Consider the following 17,867-nt stretch of genomic DNA (forward strand, 5'->3'; position numbering starts at 1 on the left):
GTATGGCTGATTGCGGAGGCGGTGTTCATGCTCGTTAAAAAGAAAGAAGCTGCCGTAACCCTTTTGTCCTCGGTGCAGTGGCTTTTTTTTATTTTTGCCAACACAGTTGTCGTGCCCATAACGGTCGGAGCGGCGTTTCAGCTTTCTGCGGAAGCGATTGAGGCGACGATCCGGTGCTCTTTTTTATTCACCGGCATCGCCTGCATTCTGCAAGGGTGGATCGGACATCGCTATCCGATCCTGGAGAGCCATTCCGGCCTGATGTGGGGACTCATCCTCAATATGGGTCTGTCCGCATCGGCGCTTGGAATGGATATACATGCGGTCGGGGGAGGAATCGCGACGGGGATTTTGCTGGCAGGTGCCACGATCATCCTGCTGGCTGTATTCAACCTCCTTCCGCTCGTACAAAAAATCATTACACCCATGGTGATGAGTGTCTATCTCTTCCTGTTGACCTTTCAGCTCATTTTTATTTTTTTCAAAGGAATGTTTATCACAACCGCGCAGGGCACCGTGGACATTCCAGTCGCGCTGTTCTCCATCGGGGTCGTCGTTTTCGTGAGTGTCTTGAAGATCAAAGGCAAAAAAGGATTGGGCAATTTTTCGATACTCATCGGCATGGTTGTCGGTTGGGCTTTCTATCGGATGCTGTTTCCGTCCGATCTTCCGACTCCGAGCAATGCGGACGTTACTTTCCGCATGTTCCCCTTCGGCTTTCCCAATCTGGAGTACGGAATCATTGCTGTCTCATTTTTTGCGGGACTGCTGAATCTGACCAATACGTTTGTTTCCATACAAGCTGCTGCCGACATTTACAAGGAGCAGGCGGACAATCGTCAATACAGGCGATCTACTCTCGTTACGGGCATTTTTGCTTTGATTTCGGCTATTTTTGGCTTGGTGCCGTATACTCCTTTTACGTCTTCCATCGGATTTCTGCAAAGCACCCAGCTGCTGAACCGAAAGCCGTTCATTATTAGCGGAATCATGTTTGCGTTTCTCGGGGTTATCCCGCCACTCAGCGCTTTTCTCGGAACGATGCCTCTGACCGTGGGCAATGCGGTCTTATTGGTTGCTTACCTTCAATTGTTCGGGACAGCGCTGCATACCATCAAAGGTACGATCTTTACGTCGGAGACGATCTTTCGGATTGCCGCTCCGGTGTTGATTGGCGTCAGTATCATGAATGTTCAGCCAGCCTTTTTCGGCAGTCTGCCTGTTTTGCTTCAGCCCGTCATCTCCAATGGTCTGATCATGGGCGTGTTTTTATCCATCCTGATGGAAAAGCTGGTCGACTGGGACAAATTGCTTGCCAAAATCGAAGTCAAACAAGAAGCAGGCCGCTCGTAAGCGGCTTTTCTTTTTTTACAGCCCGGACTGAAGGGACCGAAATAGACAGTCTGTAGGAGCGAATAACCAAGAGCGAGGATTATAAACAGTCTGTAGGAGCGAATAACCAAGACCGAGGATTATAAACAGTCTGTAGGAGCGGATAACCAAGACCGAGGATTATAAACAGTCTGTAGGAGCGGATAACCAAGACCGAGGATTAATAAACAGTCTGTAGGAGCGGATAACCAAGACCAAGGTTAAATAAACAAGCCCATGGGAGCCAATAAACAAGACTGAGGATCAAAATAAACAACTCTGAGCGATCGAACGAAGCACCTGTAAGCAAGCCCCAATATGATATGGTAAGGAGAGAGAATAGAAGTGATGGGTAAAAGGAGAAACGTAACATGGATGTCAGGCAGCTGCGTTACTTTATTGCCATTGCGGAGGAAGAGAATCTGACTGCTGCAGCGAAGCGGCTTCATATGTCCCAGCCCCCGCTCAGCCAACAGCTCGCGCAAATGGAAGAGGAGCTCGGGGTCCCCTTATTGATTCGCAAGGGTAGGAGGATGGAGCTGACCGAAGCGGGTGCGGAACTATACCGGCATGCCTTGCAGATCGTCAGGCAGATGGAGGAATCTGCTGTAAAAGTGAAGGAAGCGGGAATGGGTGTAAGAGGAAGGCTGCGCATCGGGGTAAATACATTGTCCGTGCCGGAACTGCCAGGGCTTCTGATGGACTTTCAGAGAGCCTATCCATATGTCACCTACAAAATTCAGCAAAATGAGACTACGCATCTATGCCAGTTGTTGCGAGACAGAGTGATCGATCTTGCGTTTATTCGTTTTCCGATCGATCTTTCTGATTTTTCTGTCCTGCATTATCAAACAGATACGTTCTATTATATTACCTCTAGTGAAGAAAGCCGTTTACATAGCGAACCGGTCACGCTGGAGGCCATCAGGGCTCAGCCGCTTATTTTGCCGAGCACCTCCGGCTCCGGTCTCTTTCATTATATTATGGAGCAATTTGCGAAACAGAATATCACTCCGAATGTACGCTGTGAATGCTCAGATATTCTGTTGCTGGGAGAACTGGTTGAAGCGGGCTTCGGAAGCTCGATCGTCCCCAAAAGCGTGTTTGAGTACTTGCAGAGAAATCATATTCATGCGTACGAAATAAAGGAGACCGATTTGGCAGCGAGCTACGGGATTATCTGGAACAAGGATGCCTATCTGGGGAAAACCGCCGAACAATTCATCAAAATGGTATCCGGTATAGGCCCAGGAGGGAGGGCACAGTAGCCTCACTCTATAAACAGTGGAGATCCACTCTGTTTCTACAGGTTTCGTCATGATTCGACGGATTGTTCTGCCCCTCTCAATCTCTTGAGCAGAAGCTATTTTGATGGAACAAACACAGATGAGCCAACGCCTGATAATGGAAGCGCTACCAGCAATAATTTGCTTACATTTCCGTTAATATTCTGTAAACAGGCAGGAATGATCTGCTTTTTGTCGAAATACGTTTACAGTACCATCGTGTAACAGCATGATCTTTTTTGCAAGCATTCAACAGGCTGAACCTCATCGTGGAAATTCATTCAAAAGAGTTTGTTCAAAAGGCTGACCACGCTTTGCTTTTTGAATATTCTCTCAGAGAAGTGAGGGTTGCATATGACTGTGAGTACATCTACTTTCCAGTCCACTCCCCGTCGCTGGCGGGAAGTTGAAGCTCAGTTGGGTATCGCCGTGCCGCGCTCCTTGCGGTCAGACACGTCGGCTCTGCTGTTTCTGGAAGGCGTCGCTGCAACACCCATGCTGGACAAAGAAGAAGAGTTGGACTGCCTGATTCGCTATCAGCGTGACGGAGACCTGGCTGCTCGTGAGACACTCGTTCGTGCCTATCTTCGGTACGTAGTCAGCACGGCTTTGCGCCATCTTCGAAAGGGAATGCCCTTCCTGGATTTGATACAGGAAGGAACGATTGGTCTGTTTACTGCCATTGACAAATTTGACGTGGAACGCGGTGTTCGCCTTTACCATTATTCGCACTGGTGGATCTCTCAGGCGATTACCCGGGCGATCAATGACAAGGGTGCATTGATTCGGATTCCTGTGCACATGCATGAGCAAATTCGGCAGTACCAAAAACAGGTGCTTCAGTTGGCCCATCTGCTCAGCCGTACGCCGGACCGACAGGAGATTGCCGCCTTGTTGGAGCTGCCTCTGGAAAAAGTGGAGGCGATTGAGTTTGCGTTGATGCTGAAAATGGAGTCGATTGATGACGAGCCGGATTCCGACAGCTTATGGGCAGAGCATGAGGATGAATACCTCAGCTATGCGGAAATTGTCGACGACCCGGAGACGTCGCTGGACGACTGGATTGAAAAGGTCGATCTTCGCTCCCAGATGCATGCCGCGCTGGAAAGGCTCAGCCCGCGCGCACAGGAGATTATCGCCATGCGCTACGGACTCTACAACGATCAGGTATACACCTTGGAAGAGGTCGGGAAGATGTTTGGCCTCACCCGCGAGCGGATTCGCCAGATCGAAGCGACGACGATTGATCGGCTGCGCAAGCAAAAAGGCTCTCGCGTCCTGAAGGATTATTTGACCTGACGAGCTTACTTAAAAAACACACTTTGCATATTCACCCCCTTGTCTGGAAGAAGGGGGTTTTTTTGCGTGTTGGTAAAAGGGGTACACTTACAAGCAGGGCTCGCTTGAGAAGTCCGGCCCTTCTTGTGGTAAACTGGTAGGAACATACTCTTCATTTCATCTATGAGAAGGAGGATCGCTTTATGAGCGATTATTTGATAAGAGCAACCGGATTTAACGGACATGTCCGCGCTTTTGCTGCCCGGACGACGAATGCCGTCGAGGAAATGCGCAGACGCCACGACATGTGGAATACGGCAGCTGCTGCTGCAGGCAGGACCTTGACCGCAACGCTGATGATGGGGGCGATGCTGAAAGGCGAGGAGCGAATTTCTGTAAAAATCAAAGGCGGAGGTCCGATCGGGCAGATCGTGGCAGAGGCCAATGCCCACGGGGAAGGAATTGCCTATGTGACGAATCCCCACGTGCACTTTGAGCTGAACGAGAAAGGGAAGCTCGACGTAGCCCGCGCGGTAGGAACAGATGGTTTTCTCAATGTGGCGAAGGACCTGGGCATGAAAGAACCATACCGCGGCAGCTCTCCGATCGTATCCGGCGAGATTGGCGAAGATTTCACCTACTATTTTGCGAGCTCAGAACAGACGCCTTCCGCGGTCGGCGTAGGGGTGCTGGTCAATCCGCAAGACCGCTCCGTACTGGCTGCGGGCGGCTTTATTCTTCAACTGCTGCCGAACACGCCAGATGATGTGATCGCGCAAATCGAAGAGCGCTTGGGCCAAATCCCGCAAATCTCCCGGATGATCGCGGATCAGCTGTCACCTGAAGAAATTCTGGCAAAAGTGTTGGATGAGCCGAAAATTCTCAGCCGTACCGAAATTCACTTTACGTGCTCCTGCTCTCACGAAAAGGTAAAAAGCGCGTTGATCAGCCTCGGAAAAGATGAGATGGACAGCATCATTTCCGAACAGGGCGAAGCAGAGGCTCACTGCCATTTCTGCAACGAGCGATACCTATTCGAGAAGCCGGAATTGGAGGAAATTCGCAGGAACATGTAAATGGCAGCCTCATTTCTGGCACTCCGGGATAGAGAAGCAGTCGGTCCCGAGGTACAGGGGTTGGTGACTTCGTGCGTTTGCGGTCCGTCCTCTTTGTCCTGCTAACTTTGTCCTGCTTGCGCTCCGCTGTATCCGTTTTGCGGCGGTACAAGTCTCAGCTCTGTTTTTGAATCGTTTGGAAAAGCAAGGGAGGAGATGGCGTGAACAATACAAAGACGCTGTGGGGATTGATTGCCGCCCTGGTGCTGCTGCTTTTGGCAGTGAGCTGGTCGTGGTACCAGTCCGCTGCCAAGCTGCATACGGCAGCCGTGGTGGGAGATCGGACGATCAGCGAGGCCGACTGGATCGAGATGTTGAAGGAAAAGCACGGCCAGCAGGTGCTTGCTGATATGATCAATCGGGAGGCCGTCTTTCAGGAGGCGAAGCGGCTGGGAATCACGATTGATCCCAAACGAATCAGCAAAGAAATGGACCAAATCCGGGAGAGCTACGGAAGCCAGACAGACAGCGAGTTTCGCGATGCCCTGAAGCAGCAGGGAGGCACGACTCCAGAAGCTGTAGAGCAGGAAATCACCTATCAAATGCTGCTGCAGGAGCTGGCTATCCAGGATATTTCCATTTCCGACGAAGAACTGCGGACGTACTACGCCACCCACGCTGACCGCTACACCCATCCGATGAAAGTGAGATTGTGGCAAATCGTCGTCGCTTCCCGCGAGGAATCCGAGCAGGTGCTGCAGGAATTGAAAAACGGGGCCAATTTTGCCACGCTCGCCAAGGAACGCTCCATCGATCCGCTCACGGCGCCAAACGGCGGGGATGCGGGCTGGGTCTCGCTTACAGACAGCAGCCTCACTGACGAGGCCAAAACCATTCTCTCTTCTCTGGAGCTGGAGAAAAACAGCCCCCCGGTGGAGAGCGGCGGGAAATACTACATTTATCGGCTTTCGGACCGGAAAGAAGCGGAGCAGATTACATTCGAGCAGGCGAAGGAAGACATTCGCAGGGAAATGGCATTGGCACAGGTTGAATCCCTCGATGCCGTACTGGAGCGATTGCGCCAATCCGTCGGGGTGAAGAATGGGCAAATGCCCAATTGACCTGATGGGCTTTCATTGATATAATTAACCAATAAAACCTACCAATTTACTCGGTTATTAAAAGGGGGACGGAGACATGCGTGTTGCCAATTCGATTACGGATTTGATCGGTTATACACCTCTGGTAAAGCTGAACCGGGTTGTCAGCGAAGACATGGCAGACATTTACCTGAAGCTGGAGTTCTTCAATCCGGGCAGCAGTGTCAAAGACAGGATTGCACTGGCTATGATTGAGGCAGCCGAGGCAGAGGGGAAACTGAAACCGGGCGATACCATCATTGAACCTACGAGCGGAAATACCGGTATCGGCCTGGCAATGGTAGCAGCTGCCAAAGGGTATCGGGCTATTTTGGTCATGCCTGAGACGATGAGTATGGAACGGCGCAATCTGCTCCGGGCGTATGGAGCTGAGCTGGTACTGACGCCTGGCGCAGAAGGAATGGGCGGAGCGATCCGAAAAGCGGAGGAGCTGGTTAAGGAGAACCCTTCCTATTTTATTCCGCAGCAGTTTAAAAATCCGGCCAATCCAAAGGTTCACCGTGAGACGACGGGACAAGAGCTGCTGGAGCAGGGCAAAGAGATTGGCGGCATCGACGCATTTATCTCCGGTGTCGGGACCGGTGGTACGATTACGGGCGTAGGTCAAGTGCTGCGCGAGAATTTTCCGGGCGTGCAGATCATCGCAGTCGAGCCGGCAGCTTCCCCTGTTCTCTCTGGAGGCAAGCCAGGTCCTCACAAGATTCAAGGAATCGGTGCCGGTTTTGTCCCCGATACGCTGGATACCGAGATTTACGACGAGATTATCAAGGTCGAAAACGAAGAAGCCTTTGAAACGGCCCGCAATGTAGCCCGCAACGAAGGAATTCTCGGCGGCATTTCTTCGGGAGCTGCCATTTATGCTGCGTTCAAGGTGGCCCAAAGGCTGGGCAAGGGGAAAAAGGTAGTAGTCGTCATTCCGAGCAACGGAGAACGCTACCTCTCCACTCCGCTGTATCAATTCGAAGAATAAGGACATCACAAAATGGCAAACAGAACGTCGGCTTCGGCCGGCGTCTTTTTTATGTACCGAAAAGGCTCTGTTTGGAAACAGTGGGGCGGGCTTTCCCGTGCAAAGTGACGACGGCAACCGCAGCCTAGAAGCAAGCCGTTTGGCAACAAACAGGAGCCAAGGACATTGGCAACAACAAACAGCTAAGGACATTGGCAACAAACAGCTAAGGACAAGGGCAGCGGTTATGATATGCTAGTGCTAGATGTTTTTAGTATGCATACCGGAGTGTGAACCTTGTGATCGTGCCTTCCTTTTCCGATCTGACCCAATATGCAGCTTCTTATCCTTACGTCCCGTTAGCAAAGCGTGTGGCATGGCCGGACAGCCTGGACCCCTGGGACCTTCTGCAAGCTCTGCAGCCGTCCTTGGAGGGGGCTGTACTCCTGGAAAGCGGCCGTGCAGGACGCTACACCTATCTCGCCTGTCAGCCGATCGCAACAGTCAGCAGCAGGAACAACTATACGGTGGTTGCTTATGCGGACGAGCGGACTGAGGCTCTCGAGGGAGAAAATCCGTTGGATGCGCTGCGGCGCTTTTTGGCCCGCTACCGGACACCGGCCATCCCGGACTTTCCCGACTTTTACGGAGGAGCAGTCGGCTACCTCAGCTACGAGATGAACCGCTTTTTTGAACCGGGCCTGCCGCAGATTGCCCTGGACGACTTACAGCTGCCCGATCTGTATGTTATGATAATGCAAGACGTTTTTGTCTTTGATCATGCGACACGTGAATGCTTTTGTCTGACGCATTTGCCCTCCGGTTCATTGACGGAAGATTCGTACCACGCTGCGCGGATTCGGCTGGAACGGCTGGCCGAGGAGCTGGATCGCGTTGCCTTGGCGGAAAAAGGCGAGGACGGCAGCGATTGGGATGCCTTGCGAAAACGCCCTCTGGAGTCCAAGGAACCTGTGCAGGTATCGTTTGCCCAGGAGCAGTTTGAGGAAGCGGTACGCCGGGTCCAGTCCTACATTTCGGCTGGCGACGTCTTTCAGGTGAACCTCTCTGTACGCCAGAGCAAGCCGATGCAAGTGTCGGCCCCGGAAGTGTACGATGTCCTTCGCAAGCTGAACCCGTCCCCTTACATGGGCTACCTCCATTTTCCCGAATTTCAGCTGGTCAGCGCCTCGCCGGAGCTGCTCATCAAGGCGAAGGGCGGAAAGGTCAGCACGCGCCCGATCGCCGGGACAAGACCCCGCGGGAAAAATGAGGCAGAGGACAACGCGCTCGTGCAAGAGCTGGTCGAAAACGAGAAGGAGAGGGCCGAGCACGTCATGCTGGTCGACCTGGAGCGAAACGATCTCGGGCGGGTCAGCCGCTATGGCAGCGTGCACGTCAGCGAGTTCATGGTCGTGGAAAAATACTCGCATGTCATGCATATCGTCTCTCACGTGGAAGGGGAGCTGGCGGAGGACAAGGATGCCTTTGACGCTGTGGCAGCCGCTTTTCCGGGCGGGACAATCACAGGAGCGCCCAAAGTCAGGACGATGGAAATCATCGAGGAGCTGGAGCCCGTCAAACGCGGCGTCTACACCGGTTCCATCGGCTGGTTTGGCTTTCACGGTGACGTGGAGACCAACATCGCGATCCGTACGATGGTCGTCAAGGACGGTATGGCGCATGTACAGGCAGGTGCAGGGATCGTCATTGATTCCAAGCCGCAGGCGGAGTATCTCGAGTCGCTGAAAAAGGCGGAAGCGTTGTGGAAGGCTTTGGAGTTGAGCGAGAACAGAAAGAAGAGTCGAGAGGAGAAGAGCGTATGATTCTGATGATTGACAATTACGATTCCTTTACGTACAACCTGGTGCAATATGTAGGCGAGCTGGGGCAGGAGCTGCAGGTCCGCCGCAATGACAAAATCACGCTGGAAGAAATCGAACAACTGGCCCCCGACTATTTGATGATTTCCCCCGGGCCTTGCACGCCCAACGAAGCGGGCATCAGCATGGAGGCGATTCGCCATTTCGCTGGGAAAATTCCGATCCTGGGCGTATGCCTGGGCCATCAGTCGATTGGTCAGGTGTTCGGAGGCAAGGTGCTTCGCGCGGAACGTCTGATGCACGGCAAGACGTCAGAGGTGTTCCACGACGGCAAGACGATCTTTGCCGGCATTCCGTCGCCGTTTACTGCTGCGCGATACCATTCGCTGATCGTGGAGGAAGCGACGCTGCCTCCCGAGCTTGAAGTGACCGCGAGAACGGCAGAAGGGGAAATCATGGCCCTGCGCCATCGCGAATATCCGATCGAGGGCGTGCAATTCCACCCGGAGTCGATCATTACCCAACACGGCAAGAAGCTGCTGCAAAACTTCCTGACAGCATACGCAAAGGAACCTGTGAAATAGAGTACAACAACACGATAGTCCAAGACTGCTCGTAAATTGCGAGCGGTCTTTTTTGTTTCTTTACAGAACATACAAACAGTTTTACGCATTCTTAATCATGCTTTCACAGTAACTAGACGAACGGCTTGTACAATCGGGAGGTGAGTAAAGAGACAAAGGAGCGAACGCGAATGGACGTGAACCGTCGACAATTTTTGACCTATCTGGGTGCAGGTACGGCAGCCCTTGCCTCTCTGGCTACAGGCATTCCTGCATTGGCTGCAGGGCAATCGATCTCCGGGAAAACGGCTGATCATCTGTTTGGGCTGGAAGACAAGAAGCACAAGTTCAATCCGAAATTCAAGCCGATTGAGCCATCCACCAAGGACGATGTTGTGCTGCCTAGCGGGTACAAGTATGATGTGATCGCAGTCTACGGAGACAGGATCAATCAGAACGGGGATACATTCGGGTTCAATGCTGATTTCACCTGCTTCCTGCCGATCGACGGCAGCGCCGATCACGGCCTCCTCTGGGTCAATCATGAATACTTGGGCGAGCTGGAGTACTACGTTACCGGCTACGATGTGCTGAATGCCGATCCGAAGCAAAACAAGCGCACCGCAGAGCAAGTCCAGAAGTATCTGTACGCACTGGGCGGCTCGGTCGTAGAGGTAAAACGCGAGGGCGGCAGATGGAAGCTGGTTCCAGACTCCAAATACGGCCGCCGTGTGAGCGGGCTGACCAAACATGAATTGACGGGCCCCGCCGCTTCCCTTGCCAAAGAAGTAATCGGTACCTTCGCCAACTGCTCCGGCGGAGTGACCTTGTGGAACACGATATTGTCCTGCGAAGAAAACTTCCAGGATGTCGTCGACGATTGCAGACTGAAGGATAATCGCCACTATGGCTGGGTTGTCGAGGTCGATCCTTTTGATCCCGCATCGACACCGAAGAAGCACACGGCCCTGGGACGGTTCTCTCATGAAAATACAGCGATGGTCATCGCTCCTACCGGACAGCTTGTCGTGTACATGGGCGATGACGCCAACGACCAGTACGTCTACAAGTACGTTTCCAAAGGAAAGTTCAATCCAAGCGCCGGCAAACAAAACTCCAAGCTGCTGGAGGAAGGCACGTTGTATGTAGCCAACTTCGGCAAAGGAAAGTGGATCGCACTTGATTTCGCCTCCAACGAAGCGCTGCAAAAAGCGACCGACAGTGACGGCAAAGCGTTGTTTGCCTCTCAGGCGGATGTGCTCGTGAATTGCCGCGAAGCTGCAAAAGCAGTGGGAGCGACTCCGATGGATCGCCCGGAGGACGTAGAAGTGCATCCAATCGACGGCAGTGTCTTTATCGCCATGACGAACAACTCCAAGCACGGAAATTTCTACGGCCAAATTGTCCGCCTGTTTGAAAAAGACGGCAACCATGCCGGTCTGGACTTCACCTTTGAAATCTTTGCCGCCGGCGGACCGCAAAGCGGATTTGCTGCTCCAGACAACATGGCGTTCGACAGCGCAGGCAACCTGTGGGTTGTGACGGACATTTCTTCCTCGTCCATGAACAGCGGCATTTACAAATCGTTTGGCAACAACGGCATCTTCTTTATCCCGACAACCGGGGCAAACAAAGGAGAAGTGGCACAATTTGCTTCTGCGCCAGTAGGAGCGGAAATGACCGGACCGTGGTTTACTCCGGATGAAACGACCCTGTTCCTGTCCGTCCAGCATCCTGGTGAAAACCTGAAATCCTACGATCAGCCGACCAGCCACTGGCCAAAAGGCGGCAATGCTGTCGCCATGCCGGGTGTTATCGCTGTTACCGGCTTCTAAAAAAGGGAGTGTAGCCAGCCATGTTGTCCAGCATCGGTATTCCCGGGCTTATCCTCATTTTGATCATTGCCCTCGTCATCTTCGGTCCGAGCAAGCTTCCTGAGATCGGGAGAGCCTTTGGGCGCACCCTGACCGAATTCAAGTCGGCTGCCAAAGATCTGACCAAGGACGAGGACGACGAGAAAAAGCAGAAGGACAAGGATACGCCTGACAAGGCAGTCGTCCTTGCCGGCAAAAACGGTGAAGAATCCTTGAATCGAGTTAACTAAACCATCTGCAGGGAGAAGGGTGGTGTGCCGCGCGCGCACTGCCCTTTGCCGCTGCCCGGCAGGATATATTGAGAAAACCCGGTCGTTTTAAGCCGCATTGTGCCATTTTTACCGGGCTTTGTGTACTTTTTCACGAGGAGGAGGAGTGAGCCATGGGGCGAGCCATGCCGTTTCTCGAACACCTGACCGATCTGCGCCGCCGACTGATCATCGTTCTGGCTTCCTTTGTCATCAGTCTCGTGACGTGCTTTTTGTTCGTAGATCACATCTATCATTTTTTGGCGAGCCGTTCGGAGGAAAAGCTGGCGATTCTCGGTCCCAACGACATTTTGTCGATCTACATCAAGCTTTCCGCAGTCGGAGCGATTGCCATCACCATCCCGATCATCGCTTATCAAGCCTGGCGTTTTGTCGTGCCGGCACTGACCGAGCAGGAGCGCAAAGTAGCCATGCTGTATATACCGGCGCTCTTTTTCCTGTTTTTGATCGGGCTCGGCTTTGCCTACTTCGTATTGTTTCCCTTGATGTATCAATTTGTGCTCGGATTGTCCAACGGCAATTTCGATCTCGTCATCACGGCGAATGACTACTTTACATTCATGCTCAATATTTGCGTTCCGTTTGGACTTTTGTTCGAGCTGCCTGTAATCGTGCTGTTTCTCAGCCATCTGGGCATTCTCAATCCGCACCGGCTGGCCAAGCTGCGAAAGCCGGCGTATTTTCTCCTTTCGGTCATTTCCATCACGATTACACCGCCTGATCTGGTCTCCGATGTGCTGGTGATCGTCCCTTTGATCGCTCTGTACGAAATGTCGATCACCATCTCCCGTTTCATCCACCGCAAACGGCTGGAGGAGACCGCGCAGATCGGCTGAGAAATATGGTATGATGCTCTCCAAGAAGGATAGCGGGAGAGAATGCCATGTACGTGTATGTGAATGGACAGATCGTCCCTGCCGAGCAGGCGGCGGTGTCTGTTTTGGACCATGGATTTTTGTACGGGATCGGCTTGTTTGAGACTGTGCGTGTCTATCAGGAACGGCTGTTTCTGTGGGATCAACACTTCGCCCGGTTATCCGCCGGGCTTTTGGCGTTGCACATAAGGAATGCCTGGAGCTCCGCAGAGCTGGAGGCGGCCATCCTGCAAACAGCCAAAGCGAACGGCCTTGCGGATGCATACGTGCGGATCAGCATAACGGGAGGCAACGAGGGTGTAGGACTGGTGACGGAAGGATATGCTCGTCCGTCCCTGTTTATTTTTGCAAAAAGCGTTCCGCCGATCGCGCTGCCCCCTCGTCCGAAGCGGCTGCAAGTATTGTCGATTCCCCGCCAGACAGCGGAAGGCCCGGTTCGCTTCAAGTCGCACAATTACTTGAACAATGCCCTGGCCCGTCTGGAGGTCGGGAACCAAACCGACGTCGAAGGCCTGCTTTTGACCCATGACGGCTATCTGGCCGAAGGGATCGTGAGCAATCTTTTCTGGATTCGAGACGGCAGCATGTTTACGCCCGCAGTCGAAACGGGCATACTGGACGGGGTCACGAGGAGGCACGTGCTGAATCTGGCCCAAAAGCTGGACATCCCTGTGCAAGAGGGCTTTTATCGCCTGGAGGAGCTGGAGGGTGCCAGCGAGGCGTTTGTGACGAATTCCGTCCAGGAGATCGTTCCGGTATCAGAGGTGAATGGAAAGGTACTTCCTGCCGCTTATGGAAGCTATACGCAGGCGCTGCACCTGGCGTACCGTGAGTCTGTAGCGTGTGGTGGGTAATTATGGTATGCTATCAGACAACATGTCAACGAGAGATTCAAGACGCGAAAGGAAGCAAGGCTCATGATTCATAATCCATTCGTGATTCACGCCCAAAACCGCATGGAAGTAGAAGAAGAGCTCGCCTGCCAAGGAGTCAAGCCTGCCGACAGGGAGCGTTTTGCCGATGCGGGAGAGCCATTGCAGATTCATGTCGAGAGGCTTGCTTTTGAAGAGGCGGCATTGCTGCGAAAAGAGATGCAGCTTCTCGGCGGAGACGCTGTCATGCACGACAATCCGGCTCTTCCCGATTTAACCGACCTATATATGAAGGGTACATACGGACAGTGGCAGGCATTGCTCGAACGCATCCCGGATCAGACAGACGGACTGCGGGTAGCGGCTGCGGAAGTGCGGGAGCTGCTCGCGATGCGTCGCCAGCTTCGGCAAAGAAAAGCCATTCACTGCAAAAGCCATGTGCTGCCGCTCGGACAAAAGACGCTTGTCATGGGGATTTTAAATGTCACGCCTGACTCCTTTTCCGATGGCGGCCGCTATACGGACATCGAGCGGGCGATAGCCCAGGCGCGTGCCCTGGTAGAAGCAGGTGCGGACATCATTGATATCGGCGGAGAATCGACCCGTCCGGGATCGGCTCCCGTAGAGCTGGCCGAGGAGCTGGACAGGGTGATTCCGGTTGTGCGTGCGCTGGTCGAGGAGCTTTCCGTTCCGTTGTCGGTCGATACGTACAAGTCCGAGGTAGCCGATCAGGCGATTCGTGCCGGCGCCCATATCATCAATGACGTCTGGGGAGCCAAAAAAGACAGAAGAATCGCAGAAGTGGCCGCCCAGCATGAGGTGCCGATTATTCTCATGCACAACCGCGAGGATACCGCCTACACCCACTTTTTCAGCGATATGGTCAGAGATTTGCGTAAGTCCGTCGCGATTGCCAGGGAAGCGGGGGTCCGTGACGAGATGATCATTCTCGATCCGGGCATCGGCTTTGCCAAATCGCTGGAGCAAAATCTCGAGGCGATGCGCCGATTGGATGACCTGGTGGCGCTTGGCTATCCGGTCCTGCTGGGAACATCGCGCAAATCGATGATCGGGCGCGTCCTGGATCTGCCGGTGGAGGAGCGCCTCGAAGGGACTGCCGCCACGGTAGCTTTAGGCGTAGCGAAGGGCTGCCAGATTGTTCGTGTCCACGACGTCAAGGAAATGAAGCGAGTGACCGCCATGATGGACGCGATGTTGAAAGGGGGCGGCCTAATTGGATAAAATTTATTTTAATGGAATGGCGTTCTACGGTTATCATGGAGTGTTTGAAGCCGAGGCCAAGCTGGGGCAGCGATTTTATGTCGATCTGGAACTGTCTATGGATTTGTCTCGGGCAGGAGCAAGCGACGACCTAAACGATACCGTGAATTACGCCGATGTATTTCATTGTGTGCAACAAATAGTAGAAAAAGAGCGTTACAACCTGGTGGAGGCATTGACCGCGCGGATTGCGGATCGATTGCTGCAGGCGTTTCCGTTTTCAGAAGTAAAAGTCAGGGTGACAAAGCCTGATCCTCCGATCAACGGCCACTATGATTCCGTTGCCATCGAGATGAGCCGCAAAAGAGAGGGTAGTGCCTAATGACGGTGCGTGCGTACTTGGCGCTCGGCTCCAACATGGGCGATCGGGCGGATAATTTGCGACAAGCAGTTGAAAAGCTGCACGGACGAGAAGGGATTTCGGTCGTCCGCATTTCACCTGCATACGAAACCGCTCCGGTCGGCTTTGTCGATCAGGAGGCGTTTCTGAATATGGCTGTTGCTGTAGAAACGGATCTGACTCCGGAGAAGCTGCTGGAGAGTGCACTGGCAGTCGAACAGGAGTTGGGACGTGTGCGAACGATTCGTTGGGGGCCACGGACCATTGACATCGATGTGCTGTTGTACGGAGACACAGCGCTGGATCAGGAGCATTTGACCATCCCTCATCCTGCAATGACAGAGCGGGCTTTCGTGCTCGTTCCTTTGCGCGACGTCTTGGAGGGTGGCTTGCTGCCTGTATTTAACCGGCCTTTAGACGATTTCCTCAGGTTGTTGCCGCAAGATGACAAGGGGGTACAAAAATGGGGAACAATCGTCTGGGAAACCGGATCCGGTCATTCCGCAAACTGAAAGGCTTGACACAGCAGTCGCTGGCAGAAAAGATGGGCGTCTCGCTCTCTTTTGTCGGATCGCTGGAAAGAGGAACGCGAATGCCGACCGAGCCTGTGCTGCGGAAGATCGCCAGCACTTTACAGGTTGATTATGAGGAATTATGTGCTATAAATAATAAATAACTTTTTTCTTGGGGCTTAGCCTCTCCATCCACTCGTCGGGCCGTGGTGTGTGTATGACTCCCTGCGGAACTGCGGGAAAAGGAGGTTGAATGATAAATGAAAATCGGAAACATTGAGTTGAAAAACAACGTCGTTCTTGCTCCGATGGCAGGGGTATGCAACCCTGCATTTCGTTTGATTGCAAAGGAGTTTGGCACAGGTCTCGTTTGCGCTGAAATGGTAAGCGACAAAGCGATCGTGCACGGAAACAAGAAGACGATGGATATGCTGTTTGTCGATGAGCGCGAAAAACCGCTAAGCCTGCAGATTTTTGGCGGCGACAAGGAAACGCTCGTAGCGGCGGCGAAACATGTCGATCAATATACAAACGCCGATATCATTGATATCAACATGGGGTGCCCGGTTCCGAAAATCGTCAGCTGCGATGCCGGTGCAAGGCTCCTGCTGGACCCGAACAAAATCTACGAAGTGGTTTCCGCTGTAGTGGATGCCGTAGAGAAGCCGGTTACCGTCAAAATGCGGCTTGGCTGGGACGAGGAGCACATGTACGCGATTGAAAACGCCCAGGCGATAGAACGTGCAGGGGCCAAGGCCGTTGCCGTTCACGGACGCACCCGTGTTCAAATGTACAAGGGGAAAGCGGATTGGGATTGGATTCGCCGCGTCAAGGAAGCGGTCTCCATTCCGGTCATCGGGAACGGTGACGTGGCTTCGCCGGAAGACGCTCGCCGCATGCTGGATACAACCGGCTGCGATGGCGTAATGATCGGTCGTGCAGCTTTGGGCAATCCGTGGATGCTGTACCGGACCGTCCAGTATCTCACCCGGGGAGAATTGCTGCCTGAGCCGACTCCGCGTGAAAAGATGGAGATTTGCATGCTGCATGCCGAGCGGCTGATCGCATTGAAAGGGCCGCGAGTAGGCGTGCTGGAAATGCGCAAACACGCCGCCTGGTACCTCAAAGGCTTAAAGGGTTCTACCCATACGAAAAACCTGATCAACGCTGTCGAGACAGAAGAAGAGCTTCGCCGCGTCCTGACGGAGTATGTGGAATGGGTCGAAAACCATGCAGACGATGTGGATGAAGAAGCAGCTCTGCCCCAGGAAGAAGCAGTGAGCTACTAACGGTATCCTAAACATTGACAAGGGTTCCTTCATATCCTATAATACGTCGTATTATCGGGACGTAAGCTGCCAGTTCACTCTGGCAGCTTTCCCTATGACAATTGGAGTCGACAGCTTGGCATTCACGTTCTGCCTGTATATTGTATAGAGCATCTACATATAATCCTTTGTACTTTACCCAGTGCGAAAGGAATTATTTTAAACGGGGGAATTGAACCATGTCGGAAAAAGAAGTGATTCTCACACCAGAAGGTTTGGCAAAACTCGAACAAGAGCTTGAAGATTTGAAAACGGTTAAACGCAAGGAAGTTGCAGCACGGATTAAAGAAGCGATCAGCTATGGAGATATTAGCGAGAACTCCGAGTACGAAGAGGCGAAGAACGAGCAGGCATTCATCGAAGGGCGTATTCTTACCCTGGAAAAGATGCTGCGCAACGCTCGCATCATTACGAACGAAGACGTGGACACCGGCGTCGTAAGCGTAGGATCCACAGTGAAGCTGAAAGATCTGGAGTTCGGAGACATTGTGATGTACACGATCGTAGGGTCGGCTGAATCCGATCCGATGAACAACAAGATCTCCAACGAATCTCCGGTAGGTCAGGCGTTGCTCGGAAAAGCAAAAGGATCCATTGTCGACGTGCAAGTTCCGGCAGGCGTTATCCAGTACGAAATTCTCGATATTAACTTGTAATCGGCTGAAACAAGGCGTACCTTGATAAAAGGGTACGCCGTATCGCTATTTATCCAGCCGCCCAAATCGTCACCAAGGTATGGTAAGGAGTGAATGAGGCTATGAATAACGAGCAAGACCAACAGCAGCAAGAACAGCAACAGGAAAGTCTTCATGAGTTGCTGCAAGTGCGCCATGACAAAATGAATCAGCTTCGAGAATGGGGCCTTGACCCATTTGGGAAGAAGTTTGAACAGAAAGATCACGCGGCCGATATTGTCAGCCGCTTTGGCGAAAAGACAAAGGAAGAGCTGGAACAAGAAGCTCCGACGGTCTCCATTGCCGGACGCCTGATGGCCAAACGGGATATGGGGAAAGCCAACTTTGCCCAGCTTTTGG

The 17,867-nt window shown here is 52.9% G+C and carries 19 protein-coding genes (1 of these 19 only partly in view); all 19 read left to right on the forward strand.

The window, feature by feature from the left end; translation table 11 throughout:
* Window positions 1–27: 27 nt before the first annotated feature.
* Window positions 28–1,353 carry a uracil/xanthine transporter gene (locus NST37_RS01235; protein ID WP_031933450.1) on the forward strand — a complete coding sequence of 442 codons (1,326 nt, stop codon included), beginning with the start codon at window positions 28–30 and terminating at the stop codon, window positions 1,351–1,353.
* Between the two features lie 389 nt (window positions 1,354–1,742).
* Window positions 1,743–2,639, forward strand: a complete 897-nt coding sequence (locus NST37_RS01240) for a LysR family transcriptional regulator (RefSeq protein WP_339186123.1) — start codon at window positions 1,743–1,745, stop codon at window positions 2,637–2,639.
* 372 nt (window positions 2,640–3,011) lie between these two features.
* Window positions 3,012–3,956 (forward strand): sigma-70 family RNA polymerase sigma factor, encoded by a 945-nt coding sequence (locus NST37_RS01245; RefSeq protein ID WP_031933451.1) that lies wholly within the window; start codon window positions 3,012–3,014, stop codon window positions 3,954–3,956.
* 182 nt (window positions 3,957–4,138) lie between these two features.
* The gene (gene hslO / locus NST37_RS01250) at window positions 4,139–5,011 is read left to right on the forward strand and encodes an Hsp33 family molecular chaperone HslO (protein ID WP_003390331.1); all 873 of its coding nucleotides are present in this window, start codon (window positions 4,139–4,141) and stop codon (window positions 5,009–5,011) included.
* A gap of 200 nt (window positions 5,012–5,211) precedes the next feature.
* Window positions 5,212–6,111 (forward strand): peptidyl-prolyl cis-trans isomerase, encoded by a 900-nt coding sequence (locus tag NST37_RS01255; protein WP_003390332.1) that lies wholly within the window; start codon window positions 5,212–5,214, stop codon window positions 6,109–6,111.
* Between the two features lie 76 nt (window positions 6,112–6,187).
* Window positions 6,188–7,120: a cysteine synthase A gene (cysK, locus tag NST37_RS01260; RefSeq protein ID WP_003390334.1), complete on the forward strand. Its 933-nt coding sequence runs from the start codon at window positions 6,188–6,190 to the stop codon at window positions 7,118–7,120.
* Between the two features lie 281 nt (window positions 7,121–7,401).
* On the forward strand, window positions 7,402–8,922 hold the full coding sequence (locus tag NST37_RS01265; protein WP_031933452.1) for an anthranilate synthase component I family protein: 1,521 nt from the start codon (window positions 7,402–7,404) through the stop codon (window positions 8,920–8,922).
* The gene (gene pabA, locus NST37_RS01270; protein ID WP_003390336.1) at window positions 8,919–9,503 is read left to right on the forward strand and encodes an aminodeoxychorismate/anthranilate synthase component II; all 585 of its coding nucleotides are present in this window, start codon (window positions 8,919–8,921) and stop codon (window positions 9,501–9,503) included. Before NST37_RS01265 ends, pabA begins: the two co-directional genes overlap by 4 nt.
* A 170-nt stretch (window positions 9,504–9,673) precedes the next feature.
* Window positions 9,674–11,317 (forward strand): PhoX family phosphatase, encoded by a 1,644-nt coding sequence (locus NST37_RS01275; protein WP_003390337.1) that lies wholly within the window; start codon window positions 9,674–9,676, stop codon window positions 11,315–11,317.
* Window positions 11,318–11,337: 20 nt separating this feature from the next.
* The gene (gene tatA / locus NST37_RS01280) at window positions 11,338–11,586 is read left to right on the forward strand and encodes a twin-arginine translocase TatA/TatE family subunit (RefSeq protein ID WP_003390338.1); all 249 of its coding nucleotides are present in this window, start codon (window positions 11,338–11,340) and stop codon (window positions 11,584–11,586) included.
* A 152-nt stretch (window positions 11,587–11,738) separates the two neighbouring features.
* A complete protein-coding gene (gene tatC, locus NST37_RS01285) occupies window positions 11,739–12,461 on the forward strand; it encodes a twin-arginine translocase subunit TatC (protein WP_024984120.1) in 723 nt (240 codons plus the stop codon).
* A gap of 47 nt (window positions 12,462–12,508) precedes the next feature.
* Window positions 12,509–13,354, forward strand: coding sequence for an aminodeoxychorismate lyase (gene pabC, locus NST37_RS01290; protein ID WP_339186126.1), 846 nt, complete (start codon window positions 12,509–12,511; stop codon window positions 13,352–13,354).
* Between the two features lie 63 nt (window positions 13,355–13,417).
* Window positions 13,418–14,614 (forward strand): dihydropteroate synthase, encoded by a 1,197-nt coding sequence (gene folP, locus NST37_RS01295; RefSeq protein WP_203421482.1) that lies wholly within the window; start codon window positions 13,418–13,420, stop codon window positions 14,612–14,614.
* Window positions 14,607–14,975: a dihydroneopterin aldolase gene (gene folB / locus NST37_RS01300; protein ID WP_003390343.1), complete on the forward strand. Its 369-nt coding sequence runs from the start codon at window positions 14,607–14,609 to the stop codon at window positions 14,973–14,975. Before folP ends, folB begins: the two co-directional genes overlap by 8 nt.
* Complete coding sequence (gene folK, locus NST37_RS01305; protein ID WP_031933454.1) at window positions 14,975–15,505, forward strand: 2-amino-4-hydroxy-6-hydroxymethyldihydropteridine diphosphokinase; 531 nt, start codon at window positions 14,975–14,977, stop codon at window positions 15,503–15,505. The genes folB and folK overlap by 1 nt, the downstream gene beginning before the upstream one ends.
* Complete coding sequence (locus tag NST37_RS01310) at window positions 15,457–15,669, forward strand: helix-turn-helix transcriptional regulator (RefSeq protein ID WP_003390345.1); 213 nt, start codon at window positions 15,457–15,459, stop codon at window positions 15,667–15,669. The genes folK and NST37_RS01310 overlap by 49 nt, the downstream gene beginning before the upstream one ends.
* A 96-nt stretch (window positions 15,670–15,765) precedes the next feature.
* Window positions 15,766–16,794 (forward strand): tRNA dihydrouridine synthase DusB, encoded by a 1,029-nt coding sequence (dusB, locus tag NST37_RS01315; RefSeq protein ID WP_003390346.1) that lies wholly within the window; start codon window positions 15,766–15,768, stop codon window positions 16,792–16,794.
* 218 nt (window positions 16,795–17,012) lie between these two features.
* Window positions 17,013–17,489 (forward strand): transcription elongation factor GreA, encoded by a 477-nt coding sequence (gene greA / locus NST37_RS01320; RefSeq protein WP_003390347.1) that lies wholly within the window; start codon window positions 17,013–17,015, stop codon window positions 17,487–17,489.
* Between the two features lie 101 nt (window positions 17,490–17,590).
* A protein-coding gene (gene lysS / locus NST37_RS01325) for a lysine--tRNA ligase (protein ID WP_003390348.1) crosses the window boundary here: on the forward strand, window positions 17,591–17,867 show its beginning. Its footprint extends 1,244 nt past the window's final position; the window shows 277 of its 1,521 coding nt (coding positions 1–277); it begins with the start codon at window positions 17,591–17,593; its stop codon lies off the right edge, out of view.

Origin of the sequence: Brevibacillus sp. FSL K6-6036 (assembly GCF_037964015.1) — a bacterium.
Classification (GTDB): domain Bacteria; phylum Bacillota; class Bacilli; order Brevibacillales; family Brevibacillaceae; genus Brevibacillus; species Brevibacillus borstelensis.